The organism is Nocardioides faecalis (assembly GCF_018388425.1).
GTDB classification, from domain to species: Bacteria; Actinomycetota; Actinomycetes; order Propionibacteriales; family Nocardioidaceae; genus Nocardioides; species Nocardioides faecalis.
Genome location: NZ_CP074406.1, coordinates 1,687,163 through 1,705,497 on the forward strand (window position 1 = coordinate 1,687,163; position 18,335 = coordinate 1,705,497).

Annotated in this window: 19 protein-coding genes; 7 read left to right on the forward strand and 12 right to left on the reverse strand. The window is 66.8% G+C overall.

All coding sequences use genetic code 11. The features are described 5' to 3' along the window. The first annotated feature begins 44 nt into the window (after positions 1–44). Positions 45–701, forward strand: a complete 657-nt coding sequence (locus tag KG111_RS07725) for an IS110 family transposase (RefSeq protein ID WP_205290073.1) — start codon at positions 45–47, stop codon at positions 699–701. 271 nt (positions 702–972) lie between these two features. Here the strand turns inward: KG111_RS07725 and KG111_RS07730 are convergent, their stop codons facing one another. From KG111_RS07730 to KG111_RS07740, 3 genes are read right to left on the reverse strand one after another with little or no spacing between them, the layout of a single operon-like run. Then, positions 973–2,172, reverse strand: a complete 1,200-nt coding sequence (locus KG111_RS07730; protein WP_205290074.1) for an ArdC-like ssDNA-binding domain-containing protein — start codon at positions 2,170–2,172, stop codon at positions 973–975. Continuing rightward, complete coding sequence (locus tag KG111_RS07735; protein ID WP_205290075.1) at positions 2,169–3,665, reverse strand: ATP-binding protein; 1,497 nt, start codon at positions 3,663–3,665, stop codon at positions 2,169–2,171. The genes KG111_RS07730 and KG111_RS07735 overlap by 4 nt, the downstream gene beginning before the upstream one ends. Next, positions 3,662–4,072 carry a hypothetical protein gene (locus tag KG111_RS07740; protein WP_205290076.1) on the reverse strand — a complete coding sequence of 137 codons (411 nt, stop codon included), beginning with the start codon at positions 4,070–4,072 and terminating at the stop codon, positions 3,662–3,664. The genes KG111_RS07735 and KG111_RS07740 overlap by 4 nt, the downstream gene beginning before the upstream one ends. Positions 4,073–4,605: 533 nt before the next feature. On the opposite strand from KG111_RS07740, the gene KG111_RS07745 reads away from it, so the two are divergent. Further along, positions 4,606–6,186 carry a hypothetical protein gene (locus KG111_RS07745; RefSeq protein WP_205290077.1) on the forward strand — a complete coding sequence of 527 codons (1,581 nt, stop codon included), beginning with the start codon at positions 4,606–4,608 and terminating at the stop codon, positions 6,184–6,186. Here KG111_RS07745 and KG111_RS07750 read toward each other — a convergent pair. The 7 genes from KG111_RS07750 to KG111_RS07775 all read right to left on the reverse strand — a co-directional run bounded on the left by KG111_RS07750 (position 6,156) and on the right by KG111_RS07775 (position 11,106). After that, positions 6,156–7,679: an SCO6880 family protein gene (locus tag KG111_RS07750; RefSeq protein WP_240195317.1), complete on the reverse strand. Its 1,524-nt coding sequence runs from the start codon at positions 7,677–7,679 to the stop codon at positions 6,156–6,158. The genes KG111_RS07745 and KG111_RS07750 overlap by 31 nt on opposite strands. Before the next feature lie 6 nt (positions 7,680–7,685). Next, positions 7,686–8,198 carry a hypothetical protein gene (locus tag KG111_RS18265; protein ID WP_240195331.1) on the reverse strand — a complete coding sequence of 171 codons (513 nt, stop codon included), beginning with the start codon at positions 8,196–8,198 and terminating at the stop codon, positions 7,686–7,688. A 282-nt stretch (positions 8,199–8,480) separates the two neighbouring features. Then, positions 8,481–8,990 (reverse strand): hypothetical protein, encoded by a 510-nt coding sequence (locus tag KG111_RS18275; protein WP_240195318.1) that lies wholly within the window; start codon positions 8,988–8,990, stop codon positions 8,481–8,483. A 10-nt stretch (positions 8,991–9,000) separates the two neighbouring features. Beyond that, positions 9,001–9,192 (reverse strand): DUF6112 family protein, encoded by a 192-nt coding sequence (locus tag KG111_RS18560; RefSeq protein ID WP_249666350.1) that lies wholly within the window; start codon positions 9,190–9,192, stop codon positions 9,001–9,003. Positions 9,193–9,346: 154 nt separating this feature from the next. Next, positions 9,347–9,634: a DUF6112 family protein gene (locus KG111_RS07765; protein WP_205290078.1), complete on the reverse strand. Its 288-nt coding sequence runs from the start codon at positions 9,632–9,634 to the stop codon at positions 9,347–9,349. Between the two features lie 108 nt (positions 9,635–9,742). Further along, positions 9,743–10,696, reverse strand: coding sequence for an HNH endonuclease (locus KG111_RS07770; protein ID WP_205290079.1), 954 nt, complete (start codon positions 10,694–10,696; stop codon positions 9,743–9,745). Further along, on the reverse strand, positions 10,693–11,106 hold the full coding sequence (locus tag KG111_RS07775; protein WP_213450034.1) for a helix-turn-helix domain-containing protein: 414 nt from the start codon (positions 11,104–11,106) through the stop codon (positions 10,693–10,695). Before KG111_RS07775 ends, KG111_RS07770 begins: the two co-directional genes overlap by 4 nt. 171 nt (positions 11,107–11,277) lie before the next feature. Here KG111_RS07775 and KG111_RS07780 point away from each other — a divergent pair, with 171 nt between their 5' ends. From KG111_RS07780 to KG111_RS07795, 4 genes are all read left to right on the forward strand, one after another. Further along, positions 11,278–11,829: a hypothetical protein gene (locus KG111_RS07780; protein WP_205290081.1), complete on the forward strand. Its 552-nt coding sequence runs from the start codon at positions 11,278–11,280 to the stop codon at positions 11,827–11,829. Then, positions 11,826–13,283: an ADP-ribosylglycohydrolase family protein gene (locus KG111_RS07785; RefSeq protein WP_205290082.1), complete on the forward strand. Its 1,458-nt coding sequence runs from the start codon at positions 11,826–11,828 to the stop codon at positions 13,281–13,283. The genes KG111_RS07780 and KG111_RS07785 overlap by 4 nt, the downstream gene beginning before the upstream one ends. A gap of 8 nt (positions 13,284–13,291) precedes the next feature. Continuing rightward, positions 13,292–14,374 carry an ADP-ribosylglycohydrolase family protein gene (locus KG111_RS07790; RefSeq protein ID WP_205290083.1) on the forward strand — a complete coding sequence of 361 codons (1,083 nt, stop codon included), beginning with the start codon at positions 13,292–13,294 and terminating at the stop codon, positions 14,372–14,374. Positions 14,375–14,621: 247 nt separating this feature from the next. Then, a complete protein-coding gene (locus KG111_RS07795) occupies positions 14,622–15,206 on the forward strand; it encodes a hypothetical protein (RefSeq protein ID WP_205290084.1) in 585 nt (194 codons plus the stop codon). Between the two features lie 128 nt (positions 15,207–15,334). On the opposite strand, the gene KG111_RS07800 is transcribed toward KG111_RS07795, so the two are convergent. After that, complete coding sequence (locus tag KG111_RS07800) at positions 15,335–16,243, reverse strand: bifunctional DNA primase/polymerase (RefSeq protein WP_205290085.1); 909 nt, start codon at positions 16,241–16,243, stop codon at positions 15,335–15,337. Between the two features lie 330 nt (positions 16,244–16,573). Here KG111_RS07800 and KG111_RS07805 point away from each other — a divergent pair, with 330 nt between their 5' ends. Next, positions 16,574–17,908: a hypothetical protein gene (locus tag KG111_RS07805; protein ID WP_205290086.1), complete on the forward strand. Its 1,335-nt coding sequence runs from the start codon at positions 16,574–16,576 to the stop codon at positions 17,906–17,908. Positions 17,909–17,925: 17 nt separating this feature from the next. On the opposite strand, the gene KG111_RS07810 is transcribed toward KG111_RS07805, so the two are convergent. Continuing rightward, entirely contained in the window at positions 17,926–18,246 is a 321-nt protein-coding gene (locus KG111_RS07810; RefSeq protein WP_205290087.1) for a hypothetical protein, read from the reverse strand. Positions 18,247–18,335: the final 89 nt, after the last annotated feature.

Sequence of the window (18,335 nt, forward strand, 5' to 3'; positions counted from 1 at the left end):
CCCACCTCGCCGTCCATCAGGAAGCGATCAGGCGGGAGAACTACATGGACAACGCGACCGATCGAGTCGTCATCGGCGTCGACCCCCACAAGTTGTCGCCCACCATCGAGGTCATCGATCAGAACGAGAAGAAGCTCGGCACCGGCCGCTTCACCACCGACCAGGCCGGCTACAAAGCCATGCGCACCTACGCCAGCGCCTGGCCGGAGCGGGTCTGGGCAGTCGAAGGCGCCAACGGCGCCGGCCGGCCCCTGGCGCAGCGGCTCCTGGCGGCCGGCGAGAACGTCGTCGACGTGCCGGCGAAGTTGGCGGCCCGGGTGCGGCTCTTCGACACCGGCCACAATCGCAAGACCGACGCCCTCGACGCGCACTCGGTCGCGGTCGTAGCCGTGCGTACCGCGAACCTGCGGGTGTTGAAGCTCGACGGCGAACTCGAGGCGCTGCGGATGCTGACAGACCGACGCGAGGCACTGACTCGTCACCGGGTGCAGACCGCCTGTCGACTCCAGGCCCTCCTGGCTGAACTGCTCCCTGGCCAGGGCAAACGCGACATCACCACCGGTCAGGCCAAGGCGATGCTGGCCACCGTGCGGCCACGCGACGTCGCTGGGAAGACCCGTCGTCGGATCGCGGTCGAGGAGCTCGCCGAGCTGATCGCCGTCGACGCGAAGATCAAGAAGGCCACCGCGGGTTGCTGCTAGCAGGGCGGGCGGGAGGTTGAGTGAGGCGTTGCCGTCGGCGTCGGCGTTCTGGCGTGCGACGACGTACGCCAGCGCGACCTCCTCACCCGGCTGGAACCCGGCACCAGCGAGCGACGGAGTTGAGGTGGTGGGTGAAGGCTCGGCCGCCGCTGGTGCCGGTGATTCCGGGGGTGTCGCGATGTCGGCGTACGTCGACCCGTCGGCCTCGCGCACCTCCACTCGCACGGGGGCGCCGTGGTCTGCGGTGATCTCGTCGATGACAGTTCGAAGGTCACCGCGAGTTCTGCTCTGCTCGGACTCGCGCGGGACACCGTCGACATCGACCGTCAGCACGCCGTCGGCGTCGATGGCGACGTGGACGACGCTCAGGACGATGGGGATCTTCATAGCCCGAGCACCGCTCCGTCGCGCCGTGCGTCAGTGACAACAGGAGCCGTCCCGGTCCGGTGGCTGAGGGCTTCGCGGTCGAGCCCAGGCGGGTTGCCGTCGCCGACCTGCTGGGTGTCGACCTTGTCGAGGATGCCGAGCGCGGTCGCGCGGACGCGCGGACGCGTTCGGCGGTCGATTGGACGACCTCGACCGGGTTGTTGCCCAGGACGCTCGCCGCCCAGGTCGACACGTACGGCACCGTGTAGGAGGAGGTGTCGAGCCCATGTGCGGCACCGACCATGAGTGCGACGGATTCGGCTTCCACCTCGGCTATCCCACGGTGCAAGGTCGCGTCGGCGGCGGACTCGGTCGACAGGGCGCTCTCCGGCGGCGCGTGGAGAAGGACATGGCCGAGTTCGTGGGCGAGGGTCTTGACCTGGGCAGCTTCGTCCATGTCCACGCGGATCGAGACCCCGCGGGAGAGGAAGTCGGTCAGGCCGTTGGCGCCGCCGATCGCCGAAGCCGAAGAGACGAGACGGAGCTCGAAGCCCGCGGACGTGATCTGGTCGGCCAGTCCGTCCCACAGCCCGGCCGGTGCCTGGCCCTGGAGCAGTGTCGGGCGGGGGAGCTCCGGCACCGGGTTGCCGGTGGTCTGGGAGATGTCCCAGACGTAGGTCGGTTTGACGCCAATCACGCGGGTGCGGGCGTACTCGCCGGACATGGGCTTCTCGTTGCGGGCCAGGCGCCGCCAGGAGTTCGGGTCGTTGGGCGTAAACGAGGCGAACCGGCCGGTGACCGGAGCGAGGATGCCGTAGCCGTGCTGGCCCTTCGCGACGCTGCGTCCGAGCGAGAGCCATTGGTGGAAGCCGGCTACGTACGTCGGGGTCGTCTCGGGCACCCTGCCTTCGTTGTACGCCGCGAAGTGCTGGACTGCGATCAGCATGCAGTTCCCGAAGCCTCGGCCGCGGAACTGTGCCGCGAACGTCAGGGCGCGATTCCAGTCCTTGCCAGAGACGAGCGCGGCGACGGACGCGGACAGTTGCTCCTGGAGGGCTTCGAGTTTGGCTTCGCGGGCCGCCCGTCCTCGAACCTGAGTGGTCATGACGCCGTGCCTCCTGTCATGCGTCCGGTGGTGTCGAAGAGTTCGAGTTCGGCGGGGTGCATCTGGTGCTGCACGGCGAAGGAGCGGTTCTTGATCCGCCACAGTCCCTGGCCGGTGCCGAGGGTGGGGATCAGTGACTGCTCGGTGCCGGTGAGGCCGAGTGCTGCCGACGTCGCGCCGAGTTGGTCTGCTTCCTGGCGGTACACGATCCGTGTCTCGGCGTTCGCGAGGAGCGACGAGGCGAGAGCGCGCACGGCCGAGCCGGAGTCACCGACGTTGTCGAGGTCGGTGAGCTTGTGGAAGATCAGCATGTTCGCGATGCCGTAGTGCCGCGCGAGGCGCCAGTGGGCGTCCATCCGCCGCAGAAGTGCTGGGTGGGACATGAGTCGCCAGGCCTCGTCGTACACGACCCAGCGCTGGCCCCCACTGGGGTCGAGCAGAGCCGACTCCATCCACGCCGAGGCGCAGGTCATCAGGACCGAGATGAGGGTGGCGTTCTCGGTGACACGGGACAGATCGAGCGAAATCATCGGGAGGCTCGGGTCGAACGTGACTGTGGAGGGTCCGTCGAAGAGTCCGGCGAGATCGCCGGCGACGAGGCGTCGCAGGGCGTGGCCGACGAGTCGTCCGTCCTCGGTGAGCCGGCTGTCGGGATCGTCGGCCGGGTCGGGGGCGAGGAGTCGGTCGACGACCATCGGGAGGACGGGGACGTCGGCAGCTTGGACGGTTCGGTCGATGGCGATGTCGACGGCGGTGTGCTCGAGCGGGGTGAGGCGGCGTTCGAGGACGGTCTCGGCGAGTGCTCCGACGAGGTCGCGGCGGCGGGATGCGATCTGGCTGGCCCATTGCGCGTCGTCGTATCCGGCGGGGCGGTGTCCCTCGTCGAGCGGGTTGAGCCGGTTGGGCATGCCGTGGCCCAGGGCGATGGCGCGTCCGCCGACCGATTCGGCGACGGCGGTGTGTTCGCCCTTGGGGTCGCCGGGGACGTAGACGCGGCGGCCGAACGGGATGGAGCGGGTGTAGAGGCTCTTGGCGAGGCAGGACTTGCCGGAGCCGACGATGCCGGCGAGGACGAGGTTCGGTGCGGTGATGAGGCCGCGGGCGTAGAGGATCCACGGGTCGTAGACGAAGGAGCTCCCGGAGTAGAGGTCCTGGCCGACGAAGACGCCTTCGCTTCCGAGGCCGCCTTCGGCGAGGAAGGGGTACGCGCCCGCCAAGGTCGCCGAGGTGTCCTGGTGGCGTGGCACGCGGAATCGTCCTGGCGTCCGCAGTGTGGCTGGGCCAGATTCCCCCGCCCGGGGGAGCGTCACGGCCGCCCGCTTCTCCGCAGACAGTTCCTCCGCCTTTCGCTTGGCTTCGGCGCGCCGAGTTTCGCGGTCGGCGGACAGCAGCTCTCGCGCCGCGGCCTTGCGGATCCTGCGGTCGTGCCGCCGTTCGCGTCCCGGTGAGACGAGCACGGCTGAGTGGAGGCGCCCGTCCTGCCAGCCCGTCACAGTGACATCCCTGGCCGGCGCGTCGAGCGCTGAACCGGAGCGAATGACGGGTAGTCGCGTATGTCGTCGGCGATAGTCGCCTCGATCTCGTGGGACCGATCCACGCATTCGGCGACCTGGTGGATCATCTCGGCCGCGCGATGAAGCTCCCAGGACTCCTCCCTGTACGACGCTGCCCGCCCGGCGTTGGCGTCGCCGTTCATCCACGCCTGCATGCGAGCCGGCCCGTCGTGGAACTCGCCGAGCTGGTGCAGCGACTGGCTCAGGGATGCGAGGGCGGAGCTGATGGAACCCAAGACTGCGTAGATCGCGGTCGGATCGTCGATCGTGCGCGTCGCGTGAGCAAGGCCGCGGACTGCTTCCCGGAGTTCGTCGGCGTCGGCGACCGGGTCGTTGAAGGTAGGCATTGGTGCTCCTCGGTCGATGGCTTCTCATCGATGAGGTACGCGGGGGAGTCCGCCGTGTCTCCCCGTGCTGCCGTCGGCGGCCGATCTACCCTGTTGCGGTGGCCGATCTGACGGAGCCTTGCCCGAACTGCGACACCCTGATGCGCTGGGAGACCTCTCACGAGCGCTGCGACGGCTGCGGTTACATCCGGCCATGCTGCGAGGGCGCCCCCTGCAACTGAGTCCTATTCGTCGGCGGCGGCGCCGAGGTCACCGCGACGAAGGGCGGCGCTTCTTGCCGGACTTGCGGAGGACCGCCCAGGGCTCGCGCGCCGCGCGCCGGACCGGTTGTCGCCGCATTGCCTGAAGGTACGACGTACCTCGGACGCCGAAACCGCTCGTCCAGTCTGTCGGCGTCGACTGGCAGGATCTCGCTGTGATCGGTGATCGGCGGCCGGTCGTCAGTAACGTCCAGTGGGTTCTCCGAATCCAGCGCGTGTCGCCGCAGGGTCCTACATGATGTTCTTTGCCTCAGGCCGGAGTGAAGGAGAGTCGTGGATCCGCTGTACATCGTCGAGTTGAGCGTCGCGGTTGCGGACGGCTCGAATCTCGAACCGGCGGACGTCTTCGACAGGCTGACGCGACACGCAGCTGATTGGCTTGAGCGGGGCGTCGAAGGCGTGTCGGTGGACTTTGCGAAGTCCGACCGCGTCGAACTCCCTGCCCGCCGCGGCGCCTACGAGTTCACTCGCGCTGTTCGTTGGTCCGTCACGGAGGCCGGGGGGCTACGGGCACTCCAAGGAGTGATGAGCCAGCCGATCGAGGACGGCGGCGGAGCCCGGTTCATTTGTGAGTTCACGATCTTCCAGGACGTGGGCCGGGCAGCGCTTCGCGTTGAACTCGGCCGGGAATCAGTTGACGGGCTTATGTCGCCCGTCACCGTCGATGCCGTCCGTCGGCCCGGTTTCCTTGGGGCCGCTCTCCGCGATCCGGACCTTCAGTTCACGTACCAAGGCCAGATTGTCGACGGCCGCTATGAGTGGATCAACAGCCCGCAGGCTGCCCTCGTCCCCGAGGTCATTGCGGTCGAGCAACGGCTCCCGATTCTCCTTGTCGACGGCGGCGACCCGGCAGCGAAGACGCTCGGCCACTATGCGGCTAGCCAGCTCTCAGGGCTGGCACAGGTGCTACTCGTCGATCGTCGAGCTCAAAGCGAGATCAATGAGTACCTCGACTCCATCGGCGCGCCACTACAACACAACTGCGCGCGCCTAATCTGGCCAGTGCTCAACACCCGACACCCTGAGTTCTGGGATCTCGACCGATCAGAGCGCATCGTCAGCATCCTGATGAAGATGGTTGCCGGCGTCTCGGTTGCCGCGCGCGGGACAAACCGCTGGCGGGTGCTCGCTGCGTCCAAGGAACGGCAGGTACGTGAGCAGGCATTTGAGGCCGCGATTGCGCAGGCGGCGGCTGCGGGCGACAAGTCCGCCGAGGTCGAGGCACTGCGCACGGAGCTCCGCAGCCTCCGCGACGAGAACGAGCAATGGGTCGAAGAAGTTGATCGGCTCACGGTGACCGCTGAAACGGTGCCCAGCCTTCACAACCAGATTGCATATTGGAAGGCTGAAGCTCAGCGTGCTTTCGAGGCAGCCGGATCGGCCGCGGGCGCGAACTGGTCCGAGGCTCCGTCGCTCGATGCGGACGATCTCGGCGCGCTGTCGAAGTTCCTTGAAGGCGCTAGCGCTGGTGCCATCGTGTTCACCGCTGCGGCACAGCGGTCATGGCGCAAGTGCGGCTACCCGCATATCGAGGCTATGGGCGATGCGCTTGTTCGGCTCGCTCAGGCGGCCGCAGACTGGCGCAACTCGGGGTGTGACACCGGAATGACGATGAAGGCGTGGTTCAAGACCAAGTTCGAGTTGAACTACTCGCCGGAGGATGAGCCGCTGAGGAAGAACAAGTCGCTGCGGGACAAGTTCGAGTACGACGGCGTCGAGTACTCGCGGGAGCCGCACCTCAAGTTGGACGATCACGTCAAGCCGAACGAAGTTGGTCGTGTCTACTTCGCCCTTGATACCGAGGGCCAGCGATTCATAGTCGATCACGTCGGACTGAAGCTGTACGGGGTGTAGGGCGGCGACTGGGATAGAGCCTGCCCAGGTGGAGGACGACTATCCCGGGCTGAGACGACAGAGCGGCAGCGCTCCTGCGGCGAAGGCCGAGCCTGTTGCCCCCACAGCCGCCGTGTCTCGCATGATGCCTGAATCGTGGCCTGTTCGATCGCCGCGACAGCACGCTCCAACTCGTCGGGATCGCTAGCGCTTACGGCGACGAAACCGGTCGCGCGAAGCACGCCGTGCCCGGCGGTGAGGTCGGCTTCTTGCTGGAGGACGTCCTGGTATTCGGCGGTCTGCTGGGCGTCCTCGATCTGGCCGATCTTCTGCCGTTGGGCAGCGTCGGAGATGTACTCGGTCTTCTTCTTGCGGATGTCGCGGGCGGCGCGGTCGCTACGCATGGGCGTGTAGAGCAGCGTGAAGGTCCGCCGGATCCCCGAGGACAGCAGGAGGGGCGCGAGGAAGCCGGGGTACACCAGCGACCGCGGCCACTCGCTGATCCAGAGCACACAGTGGTGCGCGGAGTCACTGCGCAAGGAGCCCCACGCTTCCGTGACCGCGACGGGCCCAGCGGTGGCGAGGTCCCGGCCTATGTCGCCCTGCCGCTCGAGTGCGCCCGCGACGGCCGGGTCGTACGCCGACCGCAGGATCAGCGCCAGGTCGCCGGTCGTCAGCCATTCACCGGGGGAGAGGTCGGCAGACCGGAGAGCGGCCAGCATGGTCGCCATCTCGTGCCGGAGTGCGGCGGCCGCCCCTCGCATGCCTCCGCCGGCAGCCCGGATCGCTCGCCCGGCAACCTTCATGTCCAACGAGATGGAAACGGTCGAGGCATGGCGCTCGCCCGCGGGTCCGGCGCGGTCGACCAGTTCGCCGTACGTCGTCGACGCCCACGAGCCTGAACGGTTGCCGTGCTGCTCCCACCAGTCCGCCAGACCCTTGCCGGAGTCAGGGAGCGTCCGCTCCATCACCTGGACAGAGGCGATTCGCCCGGAGCGACATGCCGTCGCGAGAACTCGGCCCCACGAGACGACACGGCGTTCCTGCTCGGCCGGGTCGAGGAGCACGAACGCGGGGTGGGAGACACCGACGACCGCGGTCAGGGTTCCCGCGTGCGGGTCGTGGACCATGACGGCGTCGGTCTCGGGGTCGACCCACTGACGAAGCCGAGCCGCGTCGCCGGGCAGCGCCAGCGTTCCGGCCGGCCGGGGCTTCGCGACTCGGCGGCGGTACAGCAGTTGCCCGCCCGCTGATCGCCAGAGCCATCGCGCGCTGATCGGCGCCCACTCGATGAGCTTGCGCCCGCCGACGCCGACGAAGGCCAGCGTGACGAAGAGCAGGATGATCGGGAACGTCATCACCACGGCGCCGACGTACAGACCGATGATCAACGTGCCCGACGCCATGCTGGCCATCACGAGTTGCGGGCCCGAGAGGCCAAGTAGAACGCCGCGCCGGGTCAGGCGCGAGAACTTCATCGGGGTCAGCCCTGGTTCGCCGGTCGTCGTGGCCACAGCTGATCACTTCTTCCCATCTGTGTCGACCACCGTCGAGTCCGCGACTGGCGGTGGGACGGTCGAAGGAGCGGTGGACTCATGCGCCTGTGCCTGTCCGGTCGCCTGGGCGGCGACGAAGTTGCCGACCCGAGGACCGGCCGCTGCCGCCTCCTTCGCCACCACGACTCCGGCGGCAACTGCGCCGCCCGCCGCCGCAGCACCTTCGGAGGCGCCACCTGCTGCGGCGCCTCCGCCGCCGGTTCCACCAGACGGTCCGCCCGTGGGTGGTCCCGTGGCCGCAGGCGAGGCGCCGGACGTCGTACCGCCGCCACCGCCTCCGCCACCGCCGCCCAGGACCTTGGCTGGCTCGCTGCCGATGCGGCGCGAGAGCGGGATCGGCATCGGCCGGTTGAGCGACGCTTTGGCCTCCTGTTCGGCGGACATCGCGTGGTACATGTCGAAGCCCATGAAGGCGATGGCCTTGTAGGTCAGGTACGGCGCGAACCCGGCCATCAGCATCAGTACGACGCCCGCCATCGGCTGGCTGACGGACTCGAGGTCGGCGTCGATCGGCGCCGATCGGCGCCGAGACCTGCGCGGTGGCCAGCAGGAAGATCACCACGAGGACGACCTTTGACAGGATCATCGCGATCACGAACGTCGCCCACCGGCTCACCCACGTGCGGGTGTGGTCCCAGCTGGCACCCGCGAGCGCGATCGGTGCAAACACGATCGCGATCAGAAGCAGCGCCTTGCGGATCAGCAGGCTGATCCAGACGACCATCGCCCCAACGATGGCGAGGCTGGCCAGGAAGATCGTCAGGATCGCACTTGCTCCGGGCGCGGCGATGTTGATACTCCCGGAGTCCGGCGGCAAGTACGGCGACCTTGTCGCCCATCTCGTTCATGTTTCGTGCCCGCGGCGTTGACGATGCCGATGCACAGCTGGTCGGTGATCTCGAGCGCGGTTGCCAGCAGGGCGAGGGCGACGAAGGAGCCGAGGATCGACTTCGCCATTCCCAGCGCGGCCCTGGAGAGCGCTGCGGGCTCGCGGCGAATCATGCCGCCGATGACCTGGAGCATGAAGAACCCGAGCATCACGACGACGCCGACGCCGAACATGATGTTGTAGACCTTGGTGTACTCGCCGCCGGTCACGTCGACGTACGTCGTGGAGTCGATGACCTCCCAGACAGATGTGAACATCCACTCCGCCGCGCCGCCCATGCCCTGAGCGAGCCAATCGAAGGGCGCGGTGACGACGGCCCCGGCCGCGTCTCCGGCGGCGTTGCAGACTTCGTGGATCACCGGTACGTCGCAAACAGCCATGATCGATTCCTCAGACCTGCTGGCCGACGTTCCAGAAGAAGTTCACGAGAGTCACCGAGGCGCCGCACACGATTGCAGCTCCGAGGGCGACGAGTACGCCGAGCTTGCCCCGACCGGCCAGGTGGGGGTTCGACGAGTTTGCACCCAGCGCCCACACGATCGCCACGATGATCAACGCGAGTACGGCGAGTACGGCGAGCACCAGGCCAACCGTCATCGAGGCGCCGACGATCTTCTTGAGCTGACCGATCCGGGCAGGCCGTTGGAGTTCGGATCGATCGAGATGTCGAGGGGGAGCAGAAGTGCTGCTGTGAGTAGGTCCATCGGAGGCTCCTAAGGTCGGACGGGCGGACGCCTTAGAGGTGCGGGCCGATGTCCGGCAACCAGTTGGCCCACGTGAGCGCGGCTCCCGTAAACGCCGCGCCGCCGATTGCGACGAAGCAGCCGACCTTCGCCTTCTGGGCGGTGTGCCAACTGCCCGAGCTAGAGGCGATCGCCCAGGTGGTTACAGAAATGACGAGCATGAACACTGCGACGACAAGGCCGTAGGTCAGTAGGGCGCCGACGATCAATCGGAGGCCGCCGGCGCTGCCGACCGCACCGAAGTCGGGACCGATGCTGCTTGCAAACTGGATCAGCCTCATGCCCGTAAGGTGCGTCCTTCTCGCACAGGCGGCAACAAGCGTCGATGGGCAAACGCAGCAAACCCGCGGCGCGGTCCGGCCGCTCGTCGAGGGCGTTGGGCGACCGCCCTACCTTGTGCGGGACGCCCCTCGCTCCGCCTTGAGGTTCTTGATGATCTTCGCGCATCGGGTCGCAGCCGCATCCAGTTCATCGCGGAGCTGGTTGATGGCGATGTCGAGTCGTTGACGATCCTCTGCGGGGAACAGCTCCGTGAGCGGCACGTAGCCGTGGGCTGTCATGTGAGCCTGGATGGAGGCGAGCACCGCTGGGGCATCGGTGATGCGCGGTGAGGTGGCGATCCACTCCAGGTAGTTCTTGCTGCCCTTCGCCTCGTTGCAGGGCGCGCAGGCAGGAACGACGTTGCCGATCACGTTCTCCCCGAGATCCTTCATGTTGATACCCACGATGTGCTCGAAGACGAAGTCATTCTCCAGCTCTGACTCAGTGCGACGGCAGTAGGCGCATGCGTGACCAAACTCGGCGATCGTCGCGAGCCATTCGGCGGCGGTCGGTCCCGGGTGTGTGCGGTCGAGGACGGTTCTGGTGGCATAGTTCTGCGCATTGCCGATCGGGTAGCTCTTGATCTGGCCCGACGCTTTCTTAGCGATGCTCGCCGCCGGGAGCGCAGCGATGAGTTGCTCGGCCGAGGCCGTCGAGAGCAAGCGCTTTGCCGTCAAGTACGTGATGAAGGGCTTGTAATGCCGCGGGAACAAGTCGTTCGTGAAATGAACGGTCTCCCCGTTGACCACGACCTGTGGGTTTTTTCGATACCGGCCGGCGTACTTCCCGCTCAGGCCTTCGGTCTTGCGGAATAGCGGATAGTTCAGATTTAACATCGACTTCGAGTACGCGTCGTCCTGAAGTCGCAGGAACTCATCGGGGTGACGTTCGCAGTACTCCGCGATGGCCAGCACGTGCTGTTCGACGAACTTCCCAATCTTGGGCACCTCGAATCCTGGCCCGTCCTCGAGCGGGAAGTCCGCGTCGGGTTCTTCCGGGGCGGGATTCATTTCTCGCGTCATGGCTGTTCCTTTCGCAGTGCTTGGGCTTCGGTGACGCCAGTCATGACGTTGAGTTGGATTCGTGAGAGCGCCTCGAGCCGCACCGCCGGTGGCAGCGATTCGATCTCCGCTGTTGCGGTGGCGACAACCTCTTCGAGTGAGGATCGGCGCCTCCGCTCTGGCTTTCGCGTCCTGGCTGGCGCGAGTTCGCCCTCAGTCCTGAACAACTCGTCAAGCGAGAGCCCAAGAGCCTTGGCGATCGGGACCTGATGACGGCTCGACGGCAGGCGGTATCCGGTCTCGATCTGGGCGATGTAGGGGTAGGAGAGGTTGGTTGCTTCAGCGAGTTCCTTGCGGGACATGCCGAGCTCCTCGCGGCGGGCCGCAATGGTGCGACCGAGCTCGATATCGCCTGTCTTCGGTGAGGTCACCACCTGGTACTCCTTCGAGAGTGGGGAGGTCGTCCAGCCAGACGAGTTATGCCGCCAGCATAGCATGAGCGGATCACCGTGCAACATTGCGTGATACGGTGTGCTCAATCCAAGTGAGCGGTGTGCATAGAAGGGTGGGGCGAGTTGGCGACTCTGAGTGTGGTTGACGAGGTGGCTCGGCTCTACCGGCCGGACTGTCCGGTGGAGTTCATCGCGGCGTCCGATTTCAAGCGGCGCGTGCTCAGCGACCCGACCTGGCCGAAGGCGTGCGCCATGCGTTTCCTTGCGGCGCGGCCCAGTGCATGGGACCTCGAGTGCTTGGCCAAGCGGGGCGACGTTCCCGTGGAGATGCTGGTAGAGGCGGCGAAGAAGGGGTACCGGTCAACCAGCCCGGGCCTCGCACGGGCGCGGTATCTCCAGCTCTCTTTCATGCCAGGCCAGACGCTTCGCGAGATGAGTGCCGGTCAGGATGTCGAGCTTCGGGCTGCGCTGCGGAACCCGGCTTGTCCGGAGGAAGTCGTCGTCCGGTGCCTGACGTCACCGCTTGCATCGATCCGCTGGTCCGCGCTGCGAGCTGTGCAGCAGCGGAATCTGCCGATCAGTTCGGTGTATATCCGCGCGGCAATGGAGTTGCCCATGACCGAGTCCGGCCTGGGCGGTCCGCCGAAGGGATACCGTTTTCGGGTCATCACGACCGCCAAGCAGATCCTGGCGGGTCGATGAAGCTCTCCTCGGCACAACTGGACCGTGCGATCGGGGTGGTCGTCGCTTCGGCGGCGGGGGACGCTCTCGGTGCGGGCTATGAGTTCGCTCCGATACCGGACGGGTTGGTCCCGGAGATGATCGGCGGCGGCCTGGGCAACTTCGAGCCGGGAGAATGGACTGACGACACGGCCCAGGCCATGGCGATCGCTGCAGTCGCGGCCGATGGTCTCGACCTGCGCACGCCAGAGGCCCTGGACCGGATCGCCCAGGGTTTCGCCGATTGGTACGCCAACGGCCCGGCCGATGTCGGTTTCCAGACCGCTGAGGTTCTTCGACTGGCGGGCCGGACGCCCACTGGTGCTGAGATGGCTCACGCTGCCCGGCGAGTACACGAGCGACGAGGTCGCAGCGCCGGCAACGGGTCGTTGATGCGGACCGGCCCGGTCGCCCTGGCCCATCTGGATGATCCGGACGCGTTGGTGGAGGCTGCGATGGCTGTCTCCGCTCTCACTCACCACGAGGTCGTCGCTCAGGAAGCGTGTGCCGTCTGGTGCCTGATGATCCGCCACGCGGTGTTGCACGGCACCCTGCCTTCCTGGCCTGACATCGAGCCGTGGAGCCCGAAACCGACGTACTGGGGTGACGTTCTCTCTCAGGCTGAGACCCTGGCGCCGAGCGCCTTCACCAACAACGCTTGGGCGGTGGGAGCGCTGCAGGCGGCGTGGTCGGCTGTTCATCACACCCCGGTGCCAGCGCCCAACTCCTGCGCTCACTTGGTCGACGCGCTGGGGACAGCTATACGCATCGGGAACGACACCGACACGGTTGCTGCCATCGCAGGCGCCCTTATCGGTGCTCGATGGGGAGCCAGCGCGGTGCCCGCCCGTTGGCGGCGAATCCTGCACGGCTGGCCCGGAGCGACGGCCAAGGGGTTGGAGAAGGTTGGCCACTTGGCCGCGACGCGTGCCGAACCGGGCCACCACGGCTGGCCAATGATTGATCACATCGACTACACAGGCTGGCAGGCAGGCGGGACCACTCTGGTGCGTCATCCGCACGACCCTGGCGTCTGGCTGTCTGACGCGACGGCGCTCAGCGAACTTCCTGCGGAGGTCGATGCGGTCGTGAGCCTGTGCCTGGTCGGGCGCAGACAGATCCCTGACCACATCGAAAGCGTTGGATTCCGTCTGATCGACATGGTCGATCCCACAGCGAACCCGAACTTGGACTTCACGATCCGAGATGCCGCAGAGACAATCGCGGCGCTGCGTGCCGAGGGCAAGACGGTGCTGCTCCACTGCGTAGCCGCACAATCGCGCACTCCCACAGTCGGGGCCGCCTACTCGATGCTTCGCGGCGTCGACGACGACCGGGCGCTCGCCGAGGTGTGCTCCGCGTTGCCCCGCGCGCACCCGAACCGGGCCTTTCGAACCGCGCTGAAACGACTCGCCGACAAGGAGATCCGCGATTGAATCGATCTATGCAGCCTGGGAACAACAGGAACAAGGCCAGCAACCGGGCGCCCGCAACCTGGGAGAGCAGCGTGCGTGGACTCATGCTTGGCCTCGCGCTCGGCGATGCCATCGGATCTCGCCGGAGCGACATTCCCGGCTCGGGGATGCTTGAAGCCGGCGCAGCGACCCAACTCGCGGCCTGGACGGCCGAGGGCCTGATGCGGACGGCAACTCGCTACGGCGGGCATGTCGTCGCGAACCCGACCGACGTCCTCAAGTACGCCTACCAGCGGTGGGCGCTTCTCCGAGGTGCGCAGCCAACCGCCATGGACTGGCACCCGCTCATCGAGAGCGACCACCTCGCCACCCGTGGGTGGCTCATCGATGTGCCTGCGATGTCACAGGTCCGTGGCAGCTCCCCGGCGACCATGAAGGCCCTTACCAGTGAGGCCCCGACAGCATCCGCCGGCTGTCAGGCACTACTGCGTTCGCTCCCCATCGCTGCCCTTTACCGCCAGTCCTCGATGGATGGGATCTACGCCTTCGCGTCCGCGGCGGCCAGTCTCACCCACGACGACGGCACCCGAAACGCCCCGACCGGTTTTGCCGTCCAACTGGCTGCTGCTTGCCTTCAATCCGAGAGTTTCCAGACCGCCTTCGATGCCGCGATCGGCCACGGCGTGCCCGGTGGGTTGGACCGACAGATCGACCTCCTCATCGACGAGGGCATGGCGCAGCCCTGTGTGCCCGAACTCCTCGAACGGCTGGCGCCCGACAAGACCGCCGCGTCTGCCCTGAGTGGCGGGATCTACGTCGCACTCTCGTTCCCAGATCTTGACACCGTCGACGAGGCTCTGGAGTTCGCCGGTTGGGCGCCTGACGGCGACTCCGTCGCCGCAGTGGCAGGCGCCTTCCTGGGGGCCGTGCACGGGTTCGAGGCCATCCCCACATCGCTGGGCTCGCGACTCGAACTCGGCTGGGTCATGGACGCTCTCGCCCGAGACCTCGCCCGTCAGAGCACAGGGAACCAGGCCGGCGACGGATGGAAGGGCGACGGATACGACGACCCACTCGACCCGTGGTGGGACACCAAATACCCGGGGGTATGACGTTGACGGAAATCCTTCTGACCGGTTACGCGGCCAAGCAGTGCGCCCGCCGCGTGCACAACGAATGGGATCCGACCATCGAGTCGGTCCCCTGGGAGGTGCCGCCAGAACTGCAGATGCGACTCGACTCCGGACAAGCGTTTGAAGCCGAGATCTTCGCCAAGCTCAAAGGATCCCTTGGGCAGCGTTGTATCGACCTATCGGATCTTCGGGCAAGGGGACTTGCATTGAAGCCACCGTTGACGCAATGGACCAGGGCATAGAGGTAATCCTTGGCGGATGGTTGCCGGACGACATCCATGGCGGTCGTACCGGGCGGCCTGACATCCTGCTCCGCCATGACAGCGCTGGTGCGCTGACGTCGTATGTGCCTGGGGACGTCAAACAGCACAAGATCGCGAGGCGGGCAAAGGGGCCGCTTCGCTTCTCGCCTATGAGCGCGCCGAGCGATGTCGAGGAACACCGCGGGTGCGCCGCCGAGCTGACGGCGAAGATCGACGACTACCTGCAACTGGCCCACTACTGGCGGATGCTGGAGGCCTGTGGCCGAGCGCCGAGCACCGTCGAGCCCACGGGGTTCATCATCGGCACCGACGACTTCAGTGACCTCGACTCCCTAGGCACCGTTCTCGTGTGGCTTGATCTCGCATCGCCCTACTTCCAGACGTACTCACGATCGCAGGGGAAGGCGAAGCGCAGTGCAATGGAGCGCTATGACCACGAACAAGGATTCAGGCTCAAGGTCGATCCCGCGGCCGACCATCGGGCCCAGGTACGAACCCAGCTCGGTGGGGCGGACCCACGCGACTTGCTTCTGCGTCTGCGCCTGTGACGGCTGGGTCGACTGGAGTGAGGGGTCGCGATGCCGTGCGAGCTCGTCGCTGCCGGACGCGCCGCCCTCCGGGACGGCGGGTTGCTGCGGCGGGCGGTAGCTGTGGCGGCGGTACTCGGCGTGCGTGTTCACAGGTGGATCCCTTCATTCGCTGGGGTAGGGCCCGGGCTGCTCCCGGGGCCGAGCCGAGAGGCGATGCGGAACGCGGACTTGACGGTGGCCTCGATCTCGCGGCCCGGGAGCCCGGCGTACTGCGCGGCCGGCATGAGCCAGCTCATCGCGTCGGCGTGGCTGAGCCCGTTCTCGGCCATGCGGCACGACGCCCAGAAGAGCGCGTGGTTGCGGCCGCCCTCGGGAGTCAGTGCGACGGTTCGGGCCAGAGCCTCAGGTCGGCACCCGGTTGCGGGCATGCCAGCGGGCGGCCGCTGCGGCGCTGGCCGGGGCGCCTCCAGAAATCGGCGGAGCTCGGCAGCATCGACGGGCTTGGGGACATGGGTGGCGACCGCGATGACGTCGTACGACCGTGTTGCTCCATCGACCGCGATCCGTGACGGGGGAGCGACGACGTAGCCGCCGTCGCCGCGGAAGTCGACGTGCGCGGTGGGCACCTGCCAGCTTCGCTGCTCCTGGCTGCGGACGTTCGGGTAGTACGCATGGAGACCGCCAGACGGCGTACGCACGAGCCATGCCCACGCGTCGCCGTAACCCTCGCTGCGTGCTCGCTCGAAGGCGGCGAAGCCGCTGGCCGAGGAGTGGACGTCGACGTCGACGACGAGCACTCCGGTGGGCCCGCCAGTGGGCAGTCCGATGTTCGCGTCAGGGGTGCGCTGCCACCAGCCATGGACGACACGAGCGACCGAAGTCGCGTCGTGAAAGCCGTTCGGCGTCAACGGCTGCTTCCCGTCGGGCGCGCACGGGAACACCGGGATGCCGAGATTTGCGTAACGAAATGCGGCGGCCGCAAGCGTGGGTTCCTGGGCCACTCGCTGCATCGTCGAGACCGACCACGTCGGGACCGGGTTGTTGGGGTCGAACATGCCCCCGACGATGCGCGGTCAGGTATCCACGATTTCGGGATACCTGCCTTGATTCGAGAGGGGGATACCTGCGTTTGCGCAGGTCAGGAGGTATCCCCATGTCATGCGGGAAGGTTGCTCTTGTCTCTCGATGGCGCTCGAGAAAATGGGACGGCACGTGGGCTTTGGCGTTCAGGGCGCAGTGGCGGCAGCAAGCGACGTGTCTGTCGAAAACCGGTACGGGGCCCACTCCGGCTCCATAGGGTTCGTCTTCGGACGGCGCAGGTCGTATCCGCAGGTTGAAGCCCCGTGTCCAACCATTCGGGTGCCAATGGATAGGAGTCGTGGGCCGTGGGGTTCAAGGACAAGATGAAGGATGCTGCTGCACAAGCAGCGGCGCAGGCTCGTAAGGCTGCAGAGCAGGCGAGGGAAATCGCCGCCGACGTCAAGGACCAGGCGTCCGAGAAGTGGAGCGAGGAGCAGGAGCGACGCGGTGCGCAGTCGAGCGGCACTTCAACTCCGGGCGTGAGCGCTCCGAACCTTGGCAATCCTTCAGAATCAGACGCGCCGGTCGCCCGACCGTCTGAGGGCGGGCCGACGCCGCCGCCTGCTTCCTATCCGCCCCCGCCGCCTCCGCCGTCCACTGCGCCCGGACTCAGGGCGAAGATGACCGACGCCGCCGCCCGAGCCACCGTGCAGGCGCGGAAGTCCGTCGAGGACGCGAAGGACAGGGGGACCCAGTTCAAGGGTCAGTTGCGTGAACAGGCCCCCACTCGGCGACAGGACCCGGATCTGTTGAGGAACAAGAAGGCACTCGGCGCGATTGCGGCCCTTGCCGTCATTGGCATCGGCGGCATCACCGTTGGCGCCATCGCCGAGGGCGACGACAAGGACACGAAGCCCTCGTCTTCGTCCCCCGCTTCGGAGACTCCGAGTCAAGAGCCTACGCAGGCGCCCTCCGCGAGCCCGTCGCCGACGAAGCCCGCGGAGAAGCCCATCGTCGACACGACCGTCGACGCCCTCCTTGACAGGTTGAACAACGAGTCCATTGACGGCCCGGGCTCTGGACCGAAGACCGGTGACCGTTTCCGCATCAGCGGGCCGCTGTTCGAGTCCGACGCCTGGGGGCCGACCGCTTCCGGCCACTACGCGGTGATGTTCAAGGCCAAGGGCGGCGCCGACGATCTCCAGGTCCTGGTCGAGGAGTCGGACGCGTCCCAGTGGGCCAACGGCACCAAGGTCGAGATGGTCGTCGAACTCGTCGAGGTCACGATCGACGGTGAGAAGCTGAACGGCTTTCTCCAAGCAGTCAGCGTCAAGACCCTTGGGCAAGCCGCGAAGCCGAATCCCGAGACTGACACCGCGTCGCAGATGTTCAAGGACCTCGATGCGTTCGCCGATTCCTTCAACACCGCGTTCGGCGACCCGCCGATGATCACCGGCATCGAGCCGGGAAGCGCGCCGGGGGTTGTCTACGTCAACCTGAACGCCGGTCTGCTCACCGTGGACGTGGACGTCGCACAACAGGCGGTCACAACGATGAACGAGCAACTCGTCGACACTGTGGGTGACAACGATGCGTTTAGTGGGATGGTGAAGTACTTCATCGGCGGCCAGTTGGTCGGCGAGAACAAGGAGATCCTTGATCCGTACTCGGTGTCGTTCAAGGGTGCCCTCGAGGACTGATCGGTTCGCTCTCGGGCTCACCCTGTGCGCCGCACCGGGCCTGTTGGATTACCCCCGCTGACGATCTTCTCGGTTCGGGGCGGAGTCTGAATCGGTCCGTATTTGTCGTCGCTTCGATTCGAGATTCCGTTTCGCACCCGCGCGTCAGCGTCGTCGACGTTGCCCATGGCTCGGTCGACGGCGACGCGGTCGAGGTTCGCGACCTCGTCGTAGGGCGACGCGGCGAGCGCGACGTTCGATGCGAAGTCGGCCAACTCGAGGTCGCCGGTGACCAGAGCGGTCCTGACCCCGCCGGAGCTCGCACTCAGCCCGGCGAGATTCCAACGTGAGGACGGCACGACCCGGTTCCGTCCGCGGCACGGTCAGAAGTACTCCTCGACCGCGGTGCTCGATGCCGAGGCGCGGCTGTTAAGTCGTGCCGAGAAGG

Bases quoted from the DNA above. Each gene is read 5' to 3' on its own strand.
- KG111_RS07725 (WP_205290073.1), top strand. From the start codon at position 45: ATGGACAACGCGACCGATCGAGTCGTCATCGGCGTCGACCCCCACAAG.
- KG111_RS07730 (WP_205290074.1), bottom strand. From the start codon at position 2,172: ATGACCACTCAGGTTCGAGGACGGGCGGCCCGCGAAGCCAAACTCGAA.
- KG111_RS07740 (WP_205290076.1), bottom strand. From the start codon at position 4,072: ATGCCTACCTTCAACGACCCGGTCGCCGACGCCGACGAACTCCGGGAA.
- KG111_RS18265 (WP_240195331.1), bottom strand. From the start codon at position 8,198: ATGGCGGGCGTCGTACTGATGCTGATGGCCGGGTTCGCGCCGTACCTG.
- KG111_RS18275 (WP_240195318.1), bottom strand. From the start codon at position 8,990: ATGGCTGTTTGCGACGTACCGGTGATCCACGAAGTCTGCAACGCCGCC.
- KG111_RS07765 (WP_205290078.1), bottom strand. From the start codon at position 9,634: ATGAGGCTGATCCAGTTTGCAAGCAGCATCGGTCCCGACTTCGGTGCG.
- KG111_RS07770 (WP_205290079.1), bottom strand. From the start codon at position 10,696: ATGACGCGAGAAATGAATCCCGCCCCGGAAGAACCCGACGCGGACTTC.
- KG111_RS07785 (WP_205290082.1), top strand. From the start codon at position 11,826: ATGAAGCTCTCCTCGGCACAACTGGACCGTGCGATCGGGGTGGTCGTC.
- KG111_RS07790 (WP_205290083.1), top strand. From the start codon at position 13,292: ATGCAGCCTGGGAACAACAGGAACAAGGCCAGCAACCGGGCGCCCGCA.
- KG111_RS07795 (WP_205290084.1), top strand. From the start codon at position 14,622: ATGGACCAGGGCATAGAGGTAATCCTTGGCGGATGGTTGCCGGACGAC.
- KG111_RS07800 (WP_205290085.1), bottom strand. From the start codon at position 16,243: ATGTTCGACCCCAACAACCCGGTCCCGACGTGGTCGGTCTCGACGATG.